The sequence below is a fragment of the Acuticoccus sediminis genome (assembly GCF_003258595.1).
Lineage (GTDB): Bacteria > Pseudomonadota > Alphaproteobacteria > Rhizobiales > Amorphaceae > Acuticoccus > Acuticoccus sediminis.
Map to the genome: position 1 here is coordinate 146743 of NZ_QHHQ01000002.1, position 21745 is coordinate 168487.

A 21745-nucleotide genomic window follows, 5' to 3' on the forward strand; every position below is an offset into this window, starting at 1 on the left:
ACCAGGTGCGTGTCACAACCTCACTCCAATCGTTAGAATCCTCGTTCGGACTTGCGTCCTCTCAGGAGACAACGGGGCCCTTGCGGCATGTGTTCCGAGATTAACCTAGTTCGCATCACCCGTAGATTGACAAAAGCGGATGCACTCGGTTTGCCTTCCTCGACGCGGCTGGGCCGGCATTGGCTCATCGTCCTCGTTTGGTCCGCTCGATGACTCGGACGGGGCAAGCGAGGACGGAGTCCGCACTCTGCGAGAGGGAGACTAACCATGAGCATCCGCATTATGGCCCTGGCGGCCGCCGCCGCGCTGACCGTGTCAGCGTTGCCGGCGAGCGCGCAGGACAAGTTCGTCACCATCGGCACCGGCGGCGTCACCGGCGTCTACTACCCGACCGGCGGCGCGATCTGCCGTCTCGTCAACCGCGGCCGCCGCGATCACGGCATCCGCTGCTCGGCCGAATCGACGGGCGGTTCGGTCTACAACGTCAACACGCTGCGCGCCGGCGAGCTCGACTTCGGCGTCGCCCAGTCGGACGTGCAGTATCACGCCTACCACGGCGACGCGCAGTTCGCGGACGCCGGCCCGTTCGAGGGTCTGCGCTCGGTCTTCGCCATCCACCCCGAGCCGTTCACGATCGTCGTGCGCGCCGACAGCGACATCAACACGTTCGAGGACATCAAGGGCAAGCGCGTCAACGTCGGCAACCCCGGCTCGGGCCAGCGCGACACCATGGAAATCGTGATGGCCGCGTACGGCATCACCATGGATGACCTCGCCCTCGCGACCGAGCTGAAGGGCGCCGAGATGGCCCAGGCCCTGTGCGACGGCAACATCGACGTCATGATGTACGTCGTCGGCCACCCGGCCGCGGCGATCCAGGAAGCGGCGAACTCCTGCGACGTGAAGCTCGTCAGCGTCACCGGCGAGCCGATCGACAAGCTCGTCGCCGACAACCCCTACTACCGTGTCGCGACGATCCCGGGCGGCATGTACAAGGGCAACCCGGACGAGATCACCACCTTCGGCGTCGGCGCCACTCTCGTCACCTCGACGGACGTGCCGGACGACGTGGTCTACAACGTCGTGAAGGCGGTGTTCGACAACTTCGCCCAGTTCAAGCAGCTCCACCCCGCCTTCGAGAACCTGAAGGAGGAGGAGATGATCTCCGACTCGCTGTCGGCCCCGCTGCACCCGGGCGCGGAGAAGTACTACAAGGAGCGCGGCTGGATGTAATCCGGCCCCGGCTTTCCGAGTGTCAGGATCGCGCCGCCCCCTCCGGGCGGCGCTTTTCGTTTCGGCCCGTCGTTCGGGCCATCGCGGGCCGGACCCGCGTCAGGTCATCTCGGGCGGTCCCTCGCCCGGCACCTCGAACACGTTGAGCGTCATCGAGACGAGGGTGTAGTAGCCGAGGATCCCGGTAAGATCGACGACACCCTCGCTCCCCAGCTCCTTCACCGCCGCCGCGTAAACCGCGTCGCTGACCTTGCGATCGGTGTGGAGCATCCTGGCGAAGTCGTAGATCGCGCGCTGGGTATCGTTCTCGAACGGCGGCTCGGCGTGGGTGCGGATCGCCTCGATGATGGCCGGAGACACACCGGCGTCGAGCGCGATCTTCTTGTGCGCCGACCACTCGAACTCCGACGACCAGACGCGCGCCGTCACCAGGATGGCGAGCTCGGACAGCTCCGGCGGCAGCGAGGAATCGAAGCGGCAGTACTGGCCGAGGCGCTGCGCGTGCTGGCCGAGGTCGGGCCGGTGCAGCCAGATGCGCATCGGACCGATCACCGCCTTGCGCGGGCCGGCGATGATCGCCTGCGCGACCGCCTCCTGCTCCGGCGTCAGATTGTCGAGATCGGGGGGCTGTAGGCGTTCCATCCGTTCGTCCTTGTCGTTTGACGTTCGGCGCAACCTACGTCGCCGCGACGCACCGGGCGAGATCCCCGTTGCCTATGGCGTCCCGATCCGGTCCGTCCCGCAGGCTGAAAGGCCGCCGGCAGCGGCATCGGCCCTGCCCCCTCGCCGCCCCTACGGCGCGGTCCAAAACCGGCGGATCGGGGCACTGCACGCTCGACACGGCGGTCCGGAACTTGCAGGTTCAACGGGCGAAGAGCAAAGGCCCAGATGACCGCAACTCTCCTCGAGATCCTGAACCTCACGAAGTCGTTCGGTGCGCTCAGGGCCAACGACGACATCTCGCTTCGGCTCGGCGAGGGGGAGATCGTCGCGCTCCTCGGTGAGAACGGCGCCGGCAAGTCGACCTTGGTCAAGATGCTGTTCGGCGCGCTGCAGCCCGACTCCGGCACGATCCTCTGGCGCGACAAGGAGACGGCGATCCCGGACCCGGCCGCAGCCCGCGCGCTCGGCATCTCGATGGTCCACCAGCACTTCTCGCTGTTCGATGCCTTCACCGTCGAGGAGAACATCGCCCTCGGCCTGCCGGACGTCCCGCGCGCCGGCCTCGCCGACAAGGCGCGCGAGCTGTCGGCCACCTACGGCCTCCCCCTCGACCCCGGCGCGCTCGTCGCCGACCTCTCGGTCGGCGAGCGGCAGCGCGTCGAGATCGTGCGCTGCCTGCTGCAGAACCCGACCCTCGTCATCATGGACGAGCCGACCTCGGTGCTCACCCCGCAGGAGGTCGAGCGGCTGTTCGCCACGCTGCGCCAGCTGAAGGCGGAGGGGCGCACCGTCGTCTACATCTCCCACAAGCTGGAGGAGGTGCGCGAGCTCTGCGAGCGGGCCGTCATCCTGCGCCATGGCCGCGTGGTCGAGACGTGCGTCCCGCGCGAGCGCTCCGCCGCGGAACTCGCGAGCGCCATGGTCGGCGGCGCCATCGCCGACGTCGCCCGCAGCCCCGGCACTCCCGGCGCGCCGGTCCTGTCCGTGAAGGGACTGACCTACGCGAGCGCCACGACCTTCGGCACCACGCTCGGCGACATCGATCTCGAGGTGCGGGCCGGCGAGGTGGTCGGCATCGCCGGGATCGCCGGCAACGGACAGGGCGAGCTCTTCGCCCTCCTCTCGGGCGAGACGCTGGCGGACCGCGCCGAGGCCATCGTGCTGGGTGGCCAGCCGGTGGGCCGGCTCGGGATCGACGCCCGCCGCCGCCGCGGCGCCGCCTTCGTGCCGGAGGAGCGGCTCGGCCACGGCGCCGTGCCCGCCTTCGACCTCGCCGACAACGCCCTCGTGTCGCGCCACCGCCACGCCGACGGCACCGCCGGCCCGTTCGGCTTCCTGCGCCACGGCAGGGCGCGCAAGATGGCCGCCCGCGTGATCGAGGCGATGGACGTGCGCACCCCCGGCACCCACGCCACCGCCGGCTCCCTCTCGGGCGGCAACCTGCAGAAGTTCGTCGTCGGGCGGGAGCTCGACGCTAAGCCGAAGCTCCTCGTCGTCGACCAGCCCACCTGGGGCGTCGACGCCGGCGCCGCCGCCAACATCCGCCAGGCGCTCATCGACCTCGCCGGGACGGGGGCGGCGGTCCTCGTCGTCAGCCAGGACCTCGACGAGCTGTTCGAGATCGCCGACCGGATCGCGGTGATCTGCGGCGGCCGCCTCTCCCCGGCCGAGCCGGCGGCCGGACTGACCCGCGAGGCGATCGGCCTCCTCATGGCCGGTGCCGTGCCAGGCGCGGCCGCCCCGGAGAGCGCGCATGCGCATTGACCTTCGCAAGCGCACCTCGGTTCCCTGGTGGGGCGAGCTGCTGGCGCCGCTGATCGCCTTCGCCGTGACGCTGGTGATCGGCGCGATCATGTTCGCCGCGTCCGGCAAGCCGCCCGTCGCCGCGCTCCACGCCTACTTCGTCGAGCCGCTGTCGGAGATCTGGTCGCTGCACGAGCTGGCGATCAAGGCGGCACCGCTGATCATCATCGCCATCGGGCTCTCGGTCGCCTACCGCTCCAACAACTGGAACATCGGCGCGGAGGGCCAGTTCGTCGCCGGGGCCATCACCGGGTCGGCGATCCCCGTCCTCTTCCCCGGCGCGAGCGGGGCGTGGCTCCTGCCGGCGATCCTCCTCCTCGGCATCCTCGGCGGGGCGGCGTGGGCGGCGATCCCCGGTCTCCTCAAGACGCGCTTCGGCGCCAACGAGATCCTCGTCTCGCTGATGCTCGTCTACGTCGCCAAGCTGCTGCTCGACTGGCTCGTGCGCGGCCCCTGGCGGAACCCGGAAGGCTACAACTTCCCCGAGACGCGCTTCTTCGGCGACGACGCGCGGTTGCCCGAGCTGATCTCGCAGGGCGACTGGGGCGGGCGGGCGAACTGGGGCATCGTCATCGCCGTGGTGCTGGCCGTCGCCACCGCGATCATGCTGACACGCACCCGGAAGGGCTTCGAGATCAAGATCACCGGCCAGAGCCCCCGCGCCGCCCGCTTCGCCGGGTTCGACCAGAATGCGACGACGATGTTCGCCTTCCTGTTCTCCGGCGCGCTGGCGGGCCTCGCCGGCATCATCGAGGTGAGCGGCGCCATCGGCCAGCTCACGCCCGTGATCAGCCCGGGCTACGGCTTCACGGCGATCATCGTCGCGTTCCTCGGCCGCCTCAACCCGATCGGCATCGTCGTCGCGGGCCTCCTGCTGGCGCTCACCTACCTCGGCGGCGAGGCGGCGCAGATCTCGCTCGGCGTCTCGGAGAAGATCGCGTCCGTGTTCCAGGGCCTCCTGCTCTTCGCCGTCCTCGCGAGCGACACGCTGGTGCGCTACCGGGTGCGCATCGTCACCCGCGGCCAGGGGAAGCCGGCATGATCGAGGCGATCCTCATCTCGGTGATCATCGCGTCCACGCCGATCCTGATCGCCGCGCTGGGCGAGGTGGTGGCGGAGCGGTCCGGCGTCCTCAACCTCGGCGTCGAGGGCATGATGATCGTCGGTGCCGTGACCGCGTTCGCGACCGCGCAGACGACCGGCTCGCCCTACCTCGCGCTGGTCGCGGCCGGCCTCGCGGGCGTGGCGCTGGCGGGCCTCTTCGCCGTCCTCGCGGTGTGGCTCGCCACGAACCAGGTGGCGACGGGGCTGGCGCTGACCCTCTTCGGCCTCGGCGTCGCGAGCCTCGCCGGCGAACCGTTCGTCGGCCGCCCTGGGGTGAAGCTGCCAGACGTCTCCATTCCCGGCCTCGCCGACCTTCCCTTCGTCGGCCCGGTCCTCTTCGCGCAGAGCCCGATCTTCTACCTCTCGATCCTCCTCACCGTCGGGGTCACGTGGTTCCTGTTCCGCACGCGCGCGGGGCTTCAGCTCCGGGCCGTTGGGGACCAGCCGGTGGCCGCGCACGCGCTGGGGCTGAAGGTGAACCGCACGCGGACGCTCGCGGTCCTCTTCGGCGGTCTTTGCGCGGGTATCGCCGGGGCGCAGCTCACCCTCGTCTACACGCCGCAGTGGATCGACGGCCTGTCGGCCGGCCGCGGCTGGATCGCGCTGGCGCTCGTGGTCTTCGCGAGCTGGCGCCCGCTGCGGGTGCTGGCGGGCGCCTACCTCTTCGGCGCGGTGACCATCGCGCAGTTCCACGCGCAGGCCTTCGGCGTGGAGGTCCCGTCGCAGGTCCTCTCGGCCCTTCCCTACCTCGCGACGATCCTGGTGCTGGTGGCCTTCGCCTCGAACCGGCGGTTCACGATGGTCAACACCCCCGCCGCCCTCGGCCGCCCCTTCGTCCCCGACAGGTAGCGGCCCGGCACGCCGGCGCCTGCGCGGTCGCAGGCGCCGGCCACCGTATCCGGTGAGACGGGAGGAGCCTGCACCCACTCCCCTCGGCACGGCGCTCCGGTCCCGGGAGGAAAGCACGGCCTCGCCTGGCGTCTGTTCCTTGGTGAGGCTTGAGCCCCGCGGCCTCTCGCCATCCCGCACGCCTGCCGATGAAACCGGCAAACAAAAACCCCGCGCCGGACGGCGCGGGGTCATTGTCGTCGATCGGGTGCGGAACGCGAAGCCCCGCCGTCGTGGTCATCTCAGACGCCCGGAGGCTCAGCTCAGACGCCCGGAGGCGTGGGCGAGGAGCGTGTAGAGCTTGCCGTCATCGCCGAGGAGGGCGTCGCGGGTGCGGCGGCCCGACGGGTCGAGCTGCGCGGTCTCGCCCAGCATCTCCTCGAAGTCGTCGACGTACTGGTCGACGGCGGTGCGGAAGTCCCGGTCACGCTGGTAGCGGCGGCGGGCGTCCTCGAAGGTCTGCTGGCCCTCGTCGGTGTAGGCCTGGCGCGAGAAGACCTGGCGGTCACCGCGGTTGAAGCGGCTCCAGAGCTCCCGGTAGAGGCCGTCCTCGATGGCGCGGGCCGCGGGCTTGGCGAAGCGCGCGACAGCGGGGTCGAGCGTATGGGCGGGCGCCTCAGGCTCCTCGGCGGCGGGCTCGGGCCGGCGCATCAGGCCGTTCATCCAGGTGCCGGCCTCACGCTCGGGCGCCGCGCCGAAGCGGGAGGGACGGGGCTCGGCCCGTTCGGAGAGGCGCGCGCCGCGGCGGTAGCCCTCACGGGTTCCGCTCTCGGCAAGGGCGCCGGCCGGCTGGCGCGGCTGCACCTCGCCGGCCGCCGCGTGGCGGGCGACGATGTCCCCCAGCTCGCGCACGGCGTCGAGCTGCTCGGTGACGGCGCGGCGGAGGGCGTCGGCGTTCTGCATCGTCTCCTCCGGCAGCTCGAAGACGCTGCGGGCGAGCGCGGTGCGGGTGCTCTCGAACTCGCTCTGCACGACACGGGCCGACTCGCGCATCTCGGTGGTGGCGGCCTGGAAGCGCTCGGCGACGGCCTGGAGGGCGTCGACCATGTCGGACGCCATCGCCTCGTGCGCCTGGCGCAGGTTCTCGCGGACGCGCTCGGCGTCGGCCGAGGCGCTTTCGTGCAGCGCCTCGAGCTGCGGCGCGACGGCGCGGGAGGCCTCCTCGAGGGTCCGCTCCAGGAGCGTGCGGGCGGCGCTGACGCGCTGCTCGGTCTGGTCGAGCTGCTCGTCGACGCGGGCGGTGAAGGTGCGGGTCAGCGCATCCACCTGCTCGGTCTTCTCGGTCAGCTTCCCGGCGAGTTCCTCGAGGCCGCGGCGGCGGGACTCGATGCGCTCGTCGAAGTCGCCGGCGTTGTCACCGAAGCGCTCGACCGTGGAGGCCAGGAACTGGCTGTCGCGCTCGATCCGCTCGGCGATCGACGAGAGGTCGTTGAGCGCCGCGGCGGCCTGGTCGCGCAGGGCGTCGGCCTGACGGGTCATCTCCTCGCCCGTCCGCTGGGTGTCGACGAGTGCCTTCTGCACCACGTCGCGCAGGGCCTCGCCGCGGGTGGAGAGGTTGTTCTCCATGTCGGCCAGGGTCATCGAGACCGACCCCAGCATCTCGTGGAGGGCCGTGTTGGTCGTGTGGACGCGGTCGAGCGTTCCGCCGAGCTCCTCGATCAGCGAGCGGTGCGTGTCGCGCAGCTCGGAGATCGCCCCGGCGCCGCGCTCGGCGAGCTGGGCGAGGAACTCGTCGCCGTGCTCGTCGATGACCGCGCGGAGCTGGGCCAGCGACTCGGAGGCGTCGGTCGCGACCTGGCGCATCGCGGCGGAGGTGCGGCTGCCTTCCTCCGACAGGGCGTCGTGGGCGACGGACATCGTCTCGGTGATCTTCCGGCGCGTCTCCTCGGAGTGCTCGGTGATCATGTTGAGGAGCTGGTCCATGGTCTCGATCATGGCCTGTCGCATCTGGCTGCCGCCGGACGCGACCTCGCCGGACATGTTGGCCATGGTGTCCGCCAGCATCCGGTTGACCGCGCCGGTCTCCTCGGAGAGCTGGGTGGAGATGTCCTGCATCGGCTCCAGGATGTCCCGGCGGGCCGACTCGACGACCGCCTTGAGCGCGTCCTGCGCGAGGGCGCCGCCCTCGGCGAGCCCGTCGGCCACCGTCTGGGTGGCGTCGCGCGACATGATCGCGATCTCCTCGAGGCGCTGGGCGAAGGCGTCGTTGATGGCGGCCTGGCCGTCCGAGAGCGCCTCGGAGATGGAGCGGGCGCGCTGGACGAGGGCGTCGGAGATCTTCTCGACGCGACCGTCGAGGGCGTCCTCCATCGCCTCCATGCGCTCGGCGAGCACCTGGCCGACCTCGGTCGCGTGGTTCGTCAGCGCGGCGACGATCTCGACCGAGCGCTCGCTCATCAGCTCCTCGTAGCGGCCGATGGCGGCGGTCAGCTCCTCGGCGATGGGCGCGGCGCGATCGTCGAGGAGGCCCGAGAGGCGGACGATGTCGCCGCTGATGGTGTCGCGGACGGCGTCCATCCGGGCGGCAAAGGCCTGCGTCTCATTGTCGAAGGCCGAGACGAGGGCGTCGATGCGGTCGCCGATCGTGCGCTCGGTGTTGTCGGCGGTGGCGAGGACCACCTGCTCCAGACGGCCCGACTGCTCGGTGAGAACGCCGGTGTAGCGGTCGACGCCGTCCTCGATGGTGGCGCGGATCTCCTCGATCTGCGTGCCGAGGCGGTCGCGGGTGCCTTCGGACGCCTCGTTGAGCAGCAGCTCGAGGCGGTCGGTGTGAGAGCCGATGACGCCGGCGAAGTTCTCGATGCCGTCGGTCATGAAGACGCGGATCTCGTTCATCGGCTCGCCGACCGTCGTCTGGATCGACTCGGCCGTGGTGGCCATCAGCGACTCGAGGCGCTCGGACTGCTCGCGGATGATCGAGGCGTAGTTGTCGACCCCGTTGTCGAGAGCGATGCGGATGGTCTCGATCCGGTCGTTGAAGACGTTGGTCGATTCCTCCGACGTCACGGTCAGCATCTGGTCGAGGCGGTGCGAGTTCTCGGAGAACATGTCGCCCAGACGGCCGGTGCTGCTGCCGATCATGTCGGCCATCTCGTGTGTCGACTGGCCGAGGGTGGAGACGAGCCGCCCGGCGCTCTCGCTGAGCGTCGACTCGAACCGGCCGGCGCTGTCGGCGACCATCATGTTGAAGCGCTCCATCTCGCCGTCGAACGAGATGCGGATCGCGTCGGAGCGGTCGGCGATGAGGTCGGCGACGCGGCTGGCCGATTCGTTGATCTGCTCGGCCGCTTCCTCGCCGCGCAGGGCCACGGCTGCCGCGATCTCGCGGCCGGCCTCGGCGAGCGAGGTGGCGAGGGAGCCGGTCTGCTCGCGCATGTCGGTGGAGACGGTCTCCACGGCGGTGGTGAGGTCGCCCTTCACCGCGTCGGTGTGCAGGCGCAGGCTCGTCTGGAAGGCGTCGGTCGACTCGCGCAGCGTGCTGTCGAGCGCGGCGCCCTCCTCCAGGATCGCCTTCTCGATGCGGCCGGCCACGCTCTCGATGCGGGTGGCGAGGTCGCCGCCGCTCTCGTTGAGGGTGCCGGAGAGGTGCCCGTGCACCTCCTCGATGCGGGAGGCGAAGGCCTCGGCCCTGAGGCCGAAGTCCTCGACGATCGAAGTGCCGGAGCCGGCGATGATATCGGCGACGCGGTCCACCTCGGAGGTGATGCGCTCGACGATGAGGTCGGTGCGCTCGGACAGGGTGTTGCCGGCGGTCTCGGTGCCCTGGGTGAACGTCGCCTCGAGGGCTTCGCCGAACTGGGCGAGCGAGGCCTCGAAGGTCTCGGCGTGGCGCAGGAAGCTCTGCTCGAGGTCGGACTGACGCTCGCGCAGGAGCTGCTCGGACCGGTCGGCCTGGGCGAGCAGGGTCTCGGACAGGGAGGCCGAGGTGGAGCTCACCGAGTCCGTCAGGCGGTCGCCGAGGGCGCCGACGGACGACTCGATCTGGTCGATCTGGGCGAAGACGGCGTCGTGCATCTGCGTCGAGGCGCCGCTGATCGTCTCGGTCATGCGGTCGCCGAGCTCGCCGAGGCGGCCCTCCACCTCCTCGATGCGGCCGCTGAAGGTGTCGAGCATGGCCGTCGTGGTCGACTGCACGGAGCCGGTCAGCGCGTCGGACAGCGAGCGCAGGCGGTTCTCCATGTCGTCGACCTGGCTCGAGATCGTGCTGGTGAAGCCGTTGGAGGCGGTCACCACCACGTCGGTCACGCGGTCACCGAGGGTGCCGAGCGTCGCCTCGAGCTGGTCGGCATGGGTGATCATCGTGTCGCTGATGTGCGCCGAGGAACCGCCGATGGCGTCCGTCAGGCGCTCGCCGAGGGCGCCCAGGGTCGAGGTCACCTGGTCCACCTGCGTGGCAAGCTGGTGCGTCAGCTCCTCGGAGGCGGCGGAGATCGAGCCGCTGGTCACGGTCGAGGTCTGGGCGATGGTCGCGTCCAGCTCGCCGATCTTCAGCTCCAGGGTCTCGACGAGGCGTGCGGCCGTGTCGCCGAGGCGCTCGTCCACCGTGCGGGCGCTGGTGGCGACGCTCTCGACGGCGCGCATGGCGGTCGAGTTGATCTCCCGCTCCATCACGTCGAGGCGCTCGGCCATCGTGTCGGTGATGTGGCTGGAGGCGCCGTCGACCCGCTCGTCGATCTCGACGAGGCGGCCCTCGATCATGCCGGAGATGCGCTGCGCCGCCTCGGTCAGGGTCGAGTCCAGGTGGCTGAGCGAGCCGCCGACGATGCCGGACAGGCGTTCGCCGCTCTCACCCATCCGCTCGATGACGACGTCGAGGCGCTCGCCGATCTGCGACTCCAGCGTGTGCGAGGCCGTGACGAGAGTCGACTCGATGGTGGCGAGGCGCTGGTCGACGACCGTGACGACCTCGTCGGACGCCTTCGACAGCGTCTCGTCGATGGCGGAGAGCTGGGTCGAGAAGGTGGCGTTCAGCTCGGTGTTGATGCGCGTCATCTCGGCGGTGACGGCGCCGGCGCGCTCGCCGAGGTTCTGCGTCAGCTCGGTGGCGGTGCGGTACATCACCTCGCTGGTGTCGCCGAGACGGCCCTCGACCGTCTCGATCAGCGAGCGGGAGGCACGCTCCAGCGTCCCGTCGATGCCCTCCATCGAGGATTCGACCAGGCTGCTGAAGGTCTCAGACGCGCCGGTGACGATGTTGTCCAGCGCCTCGAGGCGCTCCTCGACCATGCCGGAGAAGCGCTCGGTGGAGTAGGACACCGTGGTGTCGATGGCGTTGATGCGATCCTCGACCGTGTTGGCGAGACGTTCGGCCGAGACCATCACGGTCGTGTCGAGCGCGCCCATCTTGTCGGCGATCGTCATGTCGAAGTTGCTGGACGCTTCGGCGAGCGTCGCGTTGATCTCCGACAGCTTGGAGTCGAGCGTCACCGAGAGGGACGTGTTGACCTCGCCGATGGCGTTCGAGACCTGCTCGCCCGCGTTCATGAGGATCTTCGAGACCTCTTCGGCGCGCTCCAGGACCGTGTCGGCCATCGTCGAGCCGGTGCTGGCGAAGCTGTCGGTCATCGCGACGGTGCGGTCGGCGAGGCTGTCCACCAGCTCCTGGCCGACGCGGCCGAACTCGTCGGTGATCTCCCGCGCCTGGCCGGAGATCGAATCGATGAGGATGTCGGCGGTCGAGCGGATCGTCTCGGTCGCGGAGCCGGCCTCGGCCTGCAGCGAGCCGACGAGGTACTCGGCCGTGGTGCGGATGGTCTCGACCGTCTGGCCCGTCTCGGAGTGGAGCGAGCCGACGAGGCCCTCGGACGCGGAGCGCACGGCGTCGATCGTCGCGGAGGACTGGGTGTTGAGCGCGTCGATCAGCGCGGTGACGTAGCCCTCGACCGCGGCGGCCTGGCTCTCCGACGCGTCGGCGAGCTGCTGGCCGACCTGCTCGCCACGCTCGACCAGCGTGCGCTGCAGCTCGTCGGTTCGGTCGCTGAGGCGCGTGACGTAGGCGTCGCCCGTGGTCGTGAGCGCGGTCAGGAGCTCGTCGCCGGACGACTTCAGGTCCTCGACGAGACGGTTGCTCTCGCCGCGGATCGACTCGCCGATCATGTTGGTTGTGTCGGTCAGGCGCGTGGAGACGACGTCCTGCAGCTCGTGCACGAGAACGGCGAGACCGGACTTGGCGGTCTCCAGCTCGTCGCGCATGCGGTCGGAGTTGGCCATCAGCGTCTCACGCTCGGCCACCAGCTCCTCGAAAAGGGCGCGGATCTTGGCCTCGTGGTCGCCGTAGGAGCGCTCGAGCGCGGAAACCTCGCGGTGCACCAGCACCTCGAGCTCGGAGGCACGCTCCAGCGCCTGCTCGATGCCGGCTGACATGCCCGCGACCTCGCGGCGGATCGCCTGGCCGATGTTGGCGACGCCCTCGGAGGCGCTGACCTCCGGCTCGGTGAGGCGCTGCGCGATGCCGGTCATGGCGAGGGACGCGGACCGCAGCTCCTCCGAGCGCCCGGCGAGGGCGGCCACCATGAGGAACAGAATGATCGGACCGAGGGTCGCGCCGAGGACGGCGAACGCGGACGGCGAGGTGAGGAATTCCATGAACCCGCCGGTCGCGACCTGGTTGACCGCGACAAGCCCCCCGACAGCCGCCCATGCGATGGAGGCGATGACGGCGACCGTCATCGCCGTCGTGCCGCGGCGGCGGCCCTGGCGCTCGGCCTCCTCGAACCGGCGGCGGTCGTCGTTGGCGGCGGCCTGCTGCTTGGCGAGCGCGCGGTGGCGGCGCCGGCGCGGACGCGACGGCTGCTCCTCGGGTGCGTCGTTCGCGGGCGCGAACGCTTCCACCTCGGACCCGGCCTCGAACTCGGGCTCGAGCGACAGCTCCTCATCGGGCGCGCGGCCCGACAGGGAGGACTCGATGCCGGCCGCGAGATCGGCGGGTTCGTCGTACGCCTCGTCGCTGGGGCTGAGATCGAACTTCAGCGCTTCCTCGACTGCGGACAGCGCCGCATCGGCGGGGTCCGACTCCGAAGAAGCCTTGCGGTGCGGGTCTATCGCCATGATCGTCGCCTCGATCGTACGCTACGCTGAGGGCGGCAGGATCGCCGCAACCTCGGAGTGGCTCAAATGCCACGCTTTGACTGGAAGGGGCCAGCCGCTCCCGTGTCAAAACGTTAATGGTTTGCTAATGCCACACCTGCCAACCGGGTACAAGGAAGTGTGACTTTCCCGCATCACTGTGGTTAATTCTGGTATTCGATGAAAATTTTAACGAAAACATCTTGGACGGCGCAACAATTGCCTATGACGGGTCGACAACCCTGCCGTGTCGCGCAGATTGCTTGACGCCCTATCCTGAACCGTTATGTCCGCCCCATCGTCGCCCGTATTTTCGCCGGCGCTTGAGAGGGTTCATGGCCAAGATCACCTACATCACCCACGACGAACAAACCTTCGAAGTCGAGGCCGAGAGCGGCGCGACGGTGATGTCGGCGGCGGTGCGCAACATGGTCCCGGGGATCGAGGCGGAATGCGGCGGCGCCTGCGCCTGCGCCACCTGCCATGTCTACGTCGACGACGCCTGGCAGGAGACCGTCGGCAAGCCCTCCCCGATGGAGGAGGACATGCTCGACTTCGCCATCGACGTCAAACCCGGCTCGCGCCTCTCCTGCCAGATCAAGGTGACGGACGCCCTCGACGGGCTGGTCGTGCGCATCCCCGAAGAGCAGGCCTGATGGCCACTTTCGAGAGCGACGGCGTCACCCTCTCCTACGCCGACGAGGGCGAGGGTGCCCCGGTCGTGATGATCCACGGCTTCGCCTCGAACATGGCGGTGAACTGGGCCAACACGTCCTGGGTACGCACGATCGTCTCGAGCGGACGCCGCGCGATCCGGATCGACAACCGCGGCCACGGCGCATCCGAGAAGCTCTACGACCCGGCCTTCTACCGGACCGACTTCATGGGCGCCGACGCGATCCGCCTGCTGGACCACCTCGGGATCGAGAAGGCGACGCTGTTCGGCTACTCGATGGGCGCGCGCATCGCCGCGTTCGCGACGCTCGGCGCACCGGAGCGCGTCTCGACGCTGATCCTGTCGGGGATGGCGAGCGCGCTGGTCGACGGGCACAGCGGCAGCGATAAGATCGCCGGCGCCCTCGGGGCCGCCTCCCGCGACGACATCACCGACCCGCAGGCCCTCGGCTACCGCGTCTTCGCCGAGCAGACGAAGAGCGACCTCGGCGCGCTCGCCGCCTGCATCCAGGCCTCGCGGCAGAAGCTGACGGCCGACGAGGTCGGCAGGATCGCCGTCCCCACCCTCGTGGTGGCGGGCGCGGACGACGCGGTGTCCGGATCGGCGGACGCGCTCGCGGCGATGATCCCCGGTGCCGAAGCCGTGACCTTGCCGGGCAAGGACCACATGACCGCCGTCGGCGACCGCGGCCATAAGTCGGCGGTTATAGACTTCCTCGACCGCCACAGCGCCTGACCAGCGCGGCGCGGCGGTCGCGACCGCCTATCCCACTGACGTGGCGGGGAGAACCTCCGCGCGAGCCCCCGTCGCGGGGCGGACCTGCGACCAAGGGACCATCAGCAACCGTTTTTCCGTACGATCACGCAATTGAATTTGCCACTTGCGTGTGCGTGTCTATGTCCGTCAGGCGAAACCTGCGCCAGGAGATGGCTATGAGTGAGGCAGCACCGGCCAAGCTTGTCGAGCACGATCCCGTGTGGCGGCGAATCCGTAACGAGGCGCAGTCCATCGTCGACCGCGAACCGGCGATTGCCGGGTTCGTCAGCGCGGTGGTGCTGGACCAGGCCTCGCTGGAGGATTCGATCGCCGAGCGGGTGTCGACCCGGATCGCCGACCCCAACCTCGGGGCGACCCACATCCGCCACGCCTTCCGCGACGCGCTGGACGACGATCCGACGCTCGCCGAGGTCTTCCGAGTCGACCTCGTTGCGGTGCTCGACCGCGACGCGGCGTGCGAGCGCCTCATAGAGCCGCTCCTCTACTTCAAGGGCTTCCACGCCCTCGCCGCCCACCGCATCGCCCACTCGATGTGGACCCGCGGCCGGCGCGACTTCGCGCTGATGATGCAGTCGGCGGTGTCGGCGGCGCTGCAGGTGGACATCCATCCCCAGGTGCCGATCGGCCGGGGCATCTTCATCGACCACGCGACGGGCGTCGTCATCGGCCAGACGGCCACCCTCGGCGACGACGTGTCGCTGCTGCAGGGCGTGACCCTCGGCGGTACGGGCAAGACGGGCGGCGACCGCCACCCGAAGATCGGCTCGGGCGTTCTCGTCGGCGCGGGCGCGAAGGTGCTCGGCAACTTCGAGATCGGCCATTGCTCCCGCATCGCCGCGGGCTCCGTGGTCCTTTCGGCGGTGCCGCCGAACACCACCGTCGCCGGCGTCCCGGCCCGCGTGGTGGGCACGGGCACCTGCCCTGACCCGTCCCGCTCGATGGACCAGATCCTCGCCGAAGTCTGACCGCACCCCACGGCCGGACCGCCCCCGCGACCCGGCCGCCGTCTGACGAGAACCACCCCGCCCCGGGACACGGCGCCCACCCCGCGCCCCCGGTCCGCCGCTGCCCCCAACCTGTGGATATCCCGCCGCGCAAGCCACGCCGCCGGGATGCAGGGGCCGGCTCGGTCGCCATGGCACCCGCATCCCGGCCCCTGCCGCATTGCGGCGCCCGGCAACCCCGCTCCGCCCGAACGCCGACCGCCTGCCCCTCCAACCCTCAGACCGCCATGCGCGCGGCCCCGTCGGCCGAGGGCGAGGACCCGCGTGAATGCGTATCGAAGCCACTCCCCTTACACGGCCAGTTCCTTTAGGTTTCGCGACAACACATTGCGGCGCCTGCCGAACGGCGTGCTGACGGCGCGGACCGGAATGGCCGGCCCGCGCCCCGCGCGCCGGCCGGACCCGTTCGGCGCTTCGCCGTCGGGGCGGGCCGATGCGTGCCGCGAGACCATCCCAAGGAGACTGACATGACCACCCCCACCCCCAACAGCGTGCTGACGGAGGCCATCGGCCCGAACAGCGGTGCCGCGCTTCGCGCCAAGGAGCTGCTGTTGATCGTCGCCGGCGTGGCGGCGCTCGCCATCACGGCGAAGATGCGTGTGCCGATGTGGCCGGTGCCGATCACGATGCAGACGTTCACGGTGTTCGTGATCGGCGCGGCGTACGGGGCGCGGCTCGGCGTCGGGACGGTGCTCGCCTATCTCGCGCTCGGCGCGCTGGGGGCGGACGTGTTCACCGGGTCGAGCGCCACGGTGGGCGGCCTGTCCTACATGGCCGGCCCGACGGGCGGCTACCTCGCCGGCTTCGTCGTCGCGACGGCGGTCGTCGGTGCTCTGGCGCGCCGCGGCTGGGACCGTTCGGTGTGGCGCATGGCGGTGGCCGTCGCGCTCGGCACGGCGACGGTCTACGCGCTCGGCCTCGGCTGGATGTCGGTGCTCTTCGCCGGCGACAAGGGCATGGCGTGGGTGCTGCAGTACGGCATGGTGAACTTCCTGCCGGGCGACGCGCTGAAGCTCGCGCTGGCGGCGACCGCGGTGCCGGCGGTCGTGCACCTGGTCGGCTCGCGCCGCGCCTGACCGGCGCGGGCACGGCCGGAGGGATGCGGCCGGGTCAAGGGCGCGCGCAGCGCGGGCGAAGCCTTCACCCTTGACGCGGTCGCAGCCCGACCGAGGCTGGACGAGGGGATCGGGTCAGTCGGCCGCCGCTTCAGCGGCCGTCTGACCCGAACCCCTGCCCATCGGCGAGATGGAGGGGAGCGCGAGGGGAGGAACGCCCCTCGCCTTCGTGGCACCGCGCCCCCGCCCGGTTCGGCGGCGGCCGGAGCCGCGTCCGCTCACTCCGCCGGCGGCAGGGCCCTGCTCGACACGGCCGGCCCCCAGTTGCCGACGCCGCCGGTCTGGTTGGTCGCCGCCTGCTTCTTCAGCTCCAGGCGGGCGAGCTGGTCGCGGTGCACCTCGTCCGGACCGTCGACGAGGCGCATGATGCGCGCCGTCGCGTAGGCCGACGCGAGGCCGAAGTCGTTGCCGGTGCCGCCGCCGCCGAACGCCTGGATGGCCCAGTCGACCACCTGACAGACCATCTTCGGCACGGCGACCTTGATCATCGCGATCTCGGCCTTCGCCTCCTTGTTGCCGACGGTGTCCATCTTGTGCGCCGCGTAGAGCGTCAGAAGGCGGCACTGCTCGATCATGATGCGCATCTCGGCGATGCGCTCGCGAGTGACCGACTGGTCAGAGATCGGCTTGCCGAAGGCGACGCGCTCGGAGGTCCGCTTGCAGACCTTGGCGAGGGTGCGCTCGGCGAGGCCGATGGAGCGCATGCAGTGGTGGATGCGCCCCGGCCCGAGCCGGCCCTGCGCGATCTCGAAGCCGCGCCCCTCGCCCAGAAGCATGCTCGATACCGGAACGCGCACGTTCTCGAAGGTGATCTCGGACGCCCGGTCCGGCACCGCGTAGAAGCCGAACACCGGCAGCGAGCGCTTCACCGTGACGCCCGGCGTGTCCTTCGGCAGCAGGATCATCGACTGCTGCCGATAGGTCTCGGCCGACGGGTCGGTCTTGCCCATGAAGATCAGCAGCTTGCAGCGCGGATCGGTGGCCCCGGTGGTGTACCACTTGTGCCCGTTGATGACGTACTCGTCGCCCTCGCGCCGGATCTCGCTCTGGATGTTGCGGGCGTCCGACGAGGCGACGTCCGGTTCGGTCATCGCGAACGAGGAGCGGATCTCGCCGGCGAGGAGCGGCTTCAGCCATCGCTCCTGCTGCTCCGGCGTCGCATAACGGACCAGCGTCTCCATGTTGCCGGTGTCGGGCGCCGAGCAGTTGAAGACTTCGGGGGCGAGGTGCGAGCGGCCCATGATCTCGCACAGGGGCGCGTACTCGACGTTCTTGAGGCCGGCGCCGAGCTCGGAATCGGGGAGGAAGAGGTTCCAGAGGCCGGCCGCCTTGGCAATCGGCTTCAACTCCTCGACGATGGGCTGGACGGCGAAGGGGCCGAGCTCCTCGGTCTCGCGGTAGTAGCGCGCCTCGTTCGGGTAGATGTGCTCTTCCATGAACTCCAGCAGCCTGGCCTCGAGTTCGAGCACGCGTTCCGTCTTGTCGGGGATCATGTCGGGCCTCCTCCATCGCTCTCTTGCAGGGCTCTCGTCGGAGAGGTTCATACGCCCAAACCAATTCGGCTGGCAATATCGTCAGACGATTTCGGTTGACATCGGTGCTTGACTGGCGACACTCACGCTGCCGACTTCTCCCGTGCGACAGGAGCCGCACCTTTGCGCAAATCCGCAGACGCGGCCCGGCCCCGGGCCGACGCCTCCACCCCAGACGCGTCCGCCCCAGACGCGGCGGCGACCGCCTCCGGCGCGGACGCGGCCGGTACCGCCGGGACCGCGCCCCGTGGCGACAGCGCCTCGGCGAGGGTCGTGCGCGCCGTCCTGCGGGGGCTTTACGAAGGAACCTACGTTCCCGGGCAGCGCCTCGTCGAGCCTGACCTGATGGCGCAGTTCGGGGTGAGCCGCAGCACGGTGCGCGAGAGCATCAAGCGCCTCGAGGCCGACGGCGTCGTCGAGGTGCTCCCCTATCGCGGCGCGCAGATCCGCCGCCTCTCGGCCCGGGAGGCGCGCGACGCGCTCGCCGTGGTGGAGCTCTGCGTCGGCCTCGCCGCGCGGCAGGCGGCGGAACGCATCGCGGGCAGCCCCGACCGGGCGGCGTTCGAGGAGGCGTGGGCGCACCTGCAGAGCTTCCAGTCCGCCCCGGAGAGCTTCGAGTTCGTGCGCGCGCGCAACCGGTTCTACCAGGCGATGACCCGCCTGTCGCAGAACCGCGAGCTGATGCGGATCGTGCCGAGCCTCCAGGTCCACATGATCCGCCGCTCCTACAAGGTGGCGGGGCCCGCCCGCTTCGGCTCCTACAAGGCGATGACCGACGCGATCCTCGCCGGCGACGCCGCCGCGGCGGAGGACGCCGCCCGCGCCCACATGCGCAACATCGCCGCGGCGATCACCGCCGAGACGACCTGAAAGCGGCTCCCACGCCCGCCCCGCCGGCGGGGCGGCCATGCGCCGCATCATTCGGCTTCGGACCCGGAGCGTGCTACGCCACCGGTCCGCGCCGTGCTTGAAAGACCCCCATGGACCTGACGTTTCCCTTCGCCGAGCCGCCCGCCCCCGGCACCGTGACCACCGTCGCGCCCGGCCTCCTGTGGGCGCGCCTCGCGCTCCCGTTCCGCCTCGACCACGTCAACATCTACTTCCTCGAAGGGCGGAACGGCTTCACGATCGTGGACACCGGCATCTCCAACAAGCCGACCGTCGCAGCGTGGGAGGAGCTGCTCGCCGGTCCGCTGCGCGGCGCCCGGTTCGAGGGGCTGATCGTCACCCACCATCATCCCGACCACATCGGCCTCGCGGGATGGCTCTGCGAGCGGCTCGAGATCCCGCTCTACATGAGCCGCACGAGCTATCTGTCGTGCCTCACCTTCTTCAACTCGCCGGAGCTGCTCGCCGCCAGCGCGTACAGCCGCTTCTACGTCCGCCACGGCATGCCGGAGGATCTCGCCGCGCTCGTCTCCACCATGGGGCACGAGTACATGCGCATGCTCTCCAAGCCGCCGTTCACCTACACGCGCCTGCGCGCCGGCGACACGATGACGCCGGACGGGCGCAGCTTCGAGGTCATGTCCGGCGACGGTCACTGCCCGGAGCAGCTCATGTTCTACGCGCCGGACGACAAGCTCTTCCTCGCCGCCGACCAGGTGATCGAGAAGATCTCGCCTAACGTGTCCGTCATGGCGCTGGAGCCGCACGGCAACCCGCTCGGCGACTTCCTGAGATCCCAGGCCGAGATCGCGGCGACCATTCCGGACGATGCGCTCGTCCTCTCGGGCCACCGCCTGCCGTTCTACGGCGCGGCCGCGCGGTGCGCCGCGCTCATCGCCCATCACGAGGAGCGGTGCGAGCGCATCAACGTCGCCTCCGCGGCGAAGCCGATGAGCGCGGCCGACCTGATCCCGGTCCTGTTCGACCGCCAGCTCAGCCCGCACGAGATGAGCTTCGCCTTCAGCGAGATCCTGGCGCACATCAACTACATGGTCGCCCGCGGGGACGTGGCCTGGCAGGAAGAGCACGACCGGCTGCGCGTCCGCCGCGTCTAGGCCGCGGTCCGGCGCGCCCGGCCCGGCGACCCCCCTCAGACCGCCGCGAAGATCCGCTCCGGAACGCGGCGCGTGACCGCGGCGTCCGCCGTCAGCGGCGCCAGCATCCCGGCGATGCGCGGCATCTCGGCGGCGAAGAAGTGGCGGCAGGTCCACAGTGCCGCCTCGGCGACGGCCGGGTCCGCGCTCTGCCGCGCGGCGAGCGCCATGTCGAGCCACAGCCATCCGACGACGAGGTGCCCCATCCCCTCGAGGAAGGCGTTCGCCTCGGCGAGCACCGCGGGCCGGTCGTCCCGGGCGACGGCCCCGTCCACCACAGCGGCGACCTCGCGGCGCGCCGCGTCCAGCGCCGCGCCGATCGCTGCGAGTTCGACGTCGGCCCCTGCCCGGCCGACCGTCGCCTGCATCTCCTCCTGAAGGGCCGCGAAGCCGGCGCCGCGGTCGCCGAGGATCTTGCGGCCCAGGAGGTCGATGCCCTGGATCCCCGTCGTCCCCTCGTGGATCGGGTTCAGGCGGTTGTCGCGGTAGAGCTGCTCGACGTCGAAGTCGCGCGTGTAGCCGTAGCCGCCGTGGATCTGGATCGCATGGTGGTTGGCGAGGAGACCCTGCTCCGACGGCCAGGACTTCACGATCGGCGTCAGGAGGTCGAGGAGCGTGTGCGCCCGTTGCCGCTCGACCGCGTCCCCGGCGGAGCGGGAGACGTCGGCGAGGCGGGCGGCGTAGAAGCAGAGCGCCAGCGCGCCCTCGCCGATCGCCCGCTGTGCCAGCAGCATCCGCCGCACGTCCGGATGGCGCACCAGCGGAACCGGCCTTTCCGCCCGGCGGTCCTCCAGAGGCCGCCCCTGCACCCGCTCGGCCGCGTACTCGCATGACAGCACGTAGCCGCGCCAGGCGAGCGCAGCCGCGCCGAGCCCGACGTTGATGCGCGCCTCGTTCATCATCTGGAACATGATCGCGAGGCCCTGCCCCGGCTCGCCGAGGAGCCAGCCGACGGCCCCAGCCTCGCCGCCCGGCCGATGGTGCATCCCCTCGCCGAAGTTGAGGAGGCAGTTCGGGATGCCGCGGTAGCCCATCTTGTGGTTGAGCCCGGCGACGGTGACGTCGTTGCGGCCCCCGTCGGGCAGCACGCGCGGCACGACGAAGAGGGAGATGCCCCTGGTGCCGGACGGCAACCTCCCGTCCTCGTCGGCGATCTTGGCGAGGACGAGGTGGATGTTCTGCTCGGTCACGTCGTGCCCGCCGCCGGAGATCCACATCTTGCGGCCCGAGATCCGGTATCTCCGGCCGATCTCATCCTCGCCGTCGAGGCTGGCGCGGGTGGTGATGTCGCCCAGCGACGAGCCGACGTCGGGCTCGGACAGGCACATGGTGCCGAGCGAGGTCCCCTCGTGCTGCGGCGCCGCGAAGAGTTCCACCTGCGCCGGCGTCCCGAAGTCGCTGATGACGCGCGCGTTGGCGATGGTCAGCATCATGAAGGCGGAGCCGGAGACGTTCGCGGCCATCACCTTGGCGAGCGCCACGCTGGCGACAACCGTCGGAAGCTGCATGCCGCCGTGCCCGGCATCTACTGCGGCGAGCTGCAGGCCGGACGCCAGCCACGTGCGCATCGCCTCCCGGAGGTCCGGCTGCACACGGACCTCGCCGTCCTGGGTCAGGCTCGGCTCGTCCCGGTCGGCGATCTTGTTGCACGGCAGGAAGTCGTTGCCGGCGAGGCGCTCGGCGAGGTCCAGCACGGCGTCCCAGTCCTCCCGGGTCTGGCCCTCGAAGCGCGGCAGCGCGGTGAGCCGCTCGGCCTTCAGCCAGTCGTAGAGCAGGAACTCGACCTCCCGGCGCGCGATCATCTCCACTGCCGTCTCCCCCCCGTCTTGCCGCTGAGGCACGC

Annotated in this window: 14 protein-coding genes; 10 read left to right on the plus strand and 4 right to left on the minus strand. The window is 70.5% G+C overall.

All coding sequences use genetic code 11. The features are described 5' to 3' along the window. Positions 1-267: 267 nt before the first annotated feature. Positions 268-1233: a TAXI family TRAP transporter solute-binding subunit gene (locus DLJ53_RS08915; RefSeq protein WP_111344440.1), complete on the plus strand. Its 966-nt coding sequence runs from the start codon at positions 268-270 to the stop codon at positions 1231-1233. A 99-nt stretch (positions 1234-1332) separates the two neighbouring features. Here DLJ53_RS08915 and DLJ53_RS08920 read toward each other — a convergent pair whose 3' ends face one another. Next, positions 1333-1875: a carboxymuconolactone decarboxylase family protein gene (locus tag DLJ53_RS08920; protein WP_111344442.1), complete on the minus strand. Its 543-nt coding sequence runs from the start codon at positions 1873-1875 to the stop codon at positions 1333-1335. Between the two features lie 246 nt (positions 1876-2121). Between DLJ53_RS08920 and DLJ53_RS08925 the strand changes: the two genes are divergently transcribed. From DLJ53_RS08925 to DLJ53_RS08935, 3 genes are read left to right on the plus strand one after another with little or no spacing between them, the layout of a single operon-like run. Continuing rightward, entirely contained in the window at positions 2122-3660 is a 1539-nt protein-coding gene (locus tag DLJ53_RS08925) for an ABC transporter ATP-binding protein (protein WP_111344444.1), read from the plus strand. Continuing rightward, positions 3650-4741, plus strand: coding sequence for an ABC transporter permease (locus tag DLJ53_RS08930; protein WP_111344446.1), 1092 nt, complete (start codon positions 3650-3652; stop codon positions 4739-4741). Before DLJ53_RS08925 ends, DLJ53_RS08930 begins: the two co-directional genes overlap by 11 nt. Beyond that, complete coding sequence (locus DLJ53_RS08935; RefSeq protein ID WP_111344448.1) at positions 4738-5652, plus strand: ABC transporter permease; 915 nt, start codon at positions 4738-4740, stop codon at positions 5650-5652. Before DLJ53_RS08930 ends, DLJ53_RS08935 begins: the two co-directional genes overlap by 4 nt. Before the next feature lie 297 nt (positions 5653-5949). Here DLJ53_RS08935 and DLJ53_RS08940 read toward each other — a convergent pair whose 3' ends face one another. Then, on the minus strand, positions 5950-12738 hold the full coding sequence (locus tag DLJ53_RS08940; protein ID WP_111344450.1) for an apolipoprotein A-IV repeat region-like domain-containing protein: 6789 nt from the start codon (positions 12736-12738) through the stop codon (positions 5950-5952). Positions 12739-13091: 353 nt separating this feature from the next. On the opposite strand from DLJ53_RS08940, the gene DLJ53_RS08945 reads away from it, so the two are divergent. From DLJ53_RS08945 to DLJ53_RS08960, 4 genes are all read left to right on the plus strand, one after another. After that, positions 13092-13412, plus strand: coding sequence for a 2Fe-2S iron-sulfur cluster-binding protein (locus tag DLJ53_RS08945; RefSeq protein ID WP_111344452.1), 321 nt, complete (start codon positions 13092-13094; stop codon positions 13410-13412). Next, positions 13412-14167: an alpha/beta fold hydrolase gene (locus DLJ53_RS08950; protein ID WP_111344455.1), complete on the plus strand. Its 756-nt coding sequence runs from the start codon at positions 13412-13414 to the stop codon at positions 14165-14167. Before DLJ53_RS08945 ends, DLJ53_RS08950 begins: the two co-directional genes overlap by 1 nt. 197 nt (positions 14168-14364) lie before the next feature. Next, positions 14365-15174: a serine O-acetyltransferase gene (gene cysE, locus DLJ53_RS08955; protein ID WP_202913081.1), complete on the plus strand. Its 810-nt coding sequence runs from the start codon at positions 14365-14367 to the stop codon at positions 15172-15174. A gap of 506 nt (positions 15175-15680) precedes the next feature. Then, the gene (locus tag DLJ53_RS08960) at positions 15681-16289 is read left to right on the plus strand and encodes a biotin transporter BioY (RefSeq protein WP_111344459.1); all 609 of its coding nucleotides are present in this window, start codon (positions 15681-15683) and stop codon (positions 16287-16289) included. A gap of 257 nt (positions 16290-16546) precedes the next feature. Here the strand turns inward: DLJ53_RS08960 and DLJ53_RS08965 are convergent, their stop codons facing one another. Then, positions 16547-17821, minus strand: a complete 1275-nt coding sequence (locus tag DLJ53_RS08965; RefSeq protein ID WP_111344461.1) for an acyl-CoA dehydrogenase family protein — start codon at positions 17819-17821, stop codon at positions 16547-16549. Positions 17822-17983: 162 nt separating this feature from the next. Between DLJ53_RS08965 and DLJ53_RS08970 the strand changes: the two genes are divergently transcribed. Together DLJ53_RS08970 and DLJ53_RS08975 are read left to right on the plus strand one after the other, a co-directional pair. Beyond that, on the plus strand, positions 17984-18730 hold the full coding sequence (locus DLJ53_RS08970; RefSeq protein WP_162409027.1) for a GntR family transcriptional regulator: 747 nt from the start codon (positions 17984-17986) through the stop codon (positions 18728-18730). A 110-nt stretch (positions 18731-18840) separates the two neighbouring features. After that, positions 18841-19863: an MBL fold metallo-hydrolase gene (locus DLJ53_RS08975; protein WP_111344465.1), complete on the plus strand. Its 1023-nt coding sequence runs from the start codon at positions 18841-18843 to the stop codon at positions 19861-19863. 35 nt (positions 19864-19898) lie between these two features. Here DLJ53_RS08975 and DLJ53_RS08980 read toward each other — a convergent pair whose 3' ends face one another. Then, on the minus strand, positions 19899-21704 hold the full coding sequence (locus DLJ53_RS08980) for an acyl-CoA dehydrogenase (RefSeq protein WP_111346173.1): 1806 nt from the start codon (positions 21702-21704) through the stop codon (positions 19899-19901). Between the last annotated feature and the right edge of the window lie 41 nt (positions 21705-21745).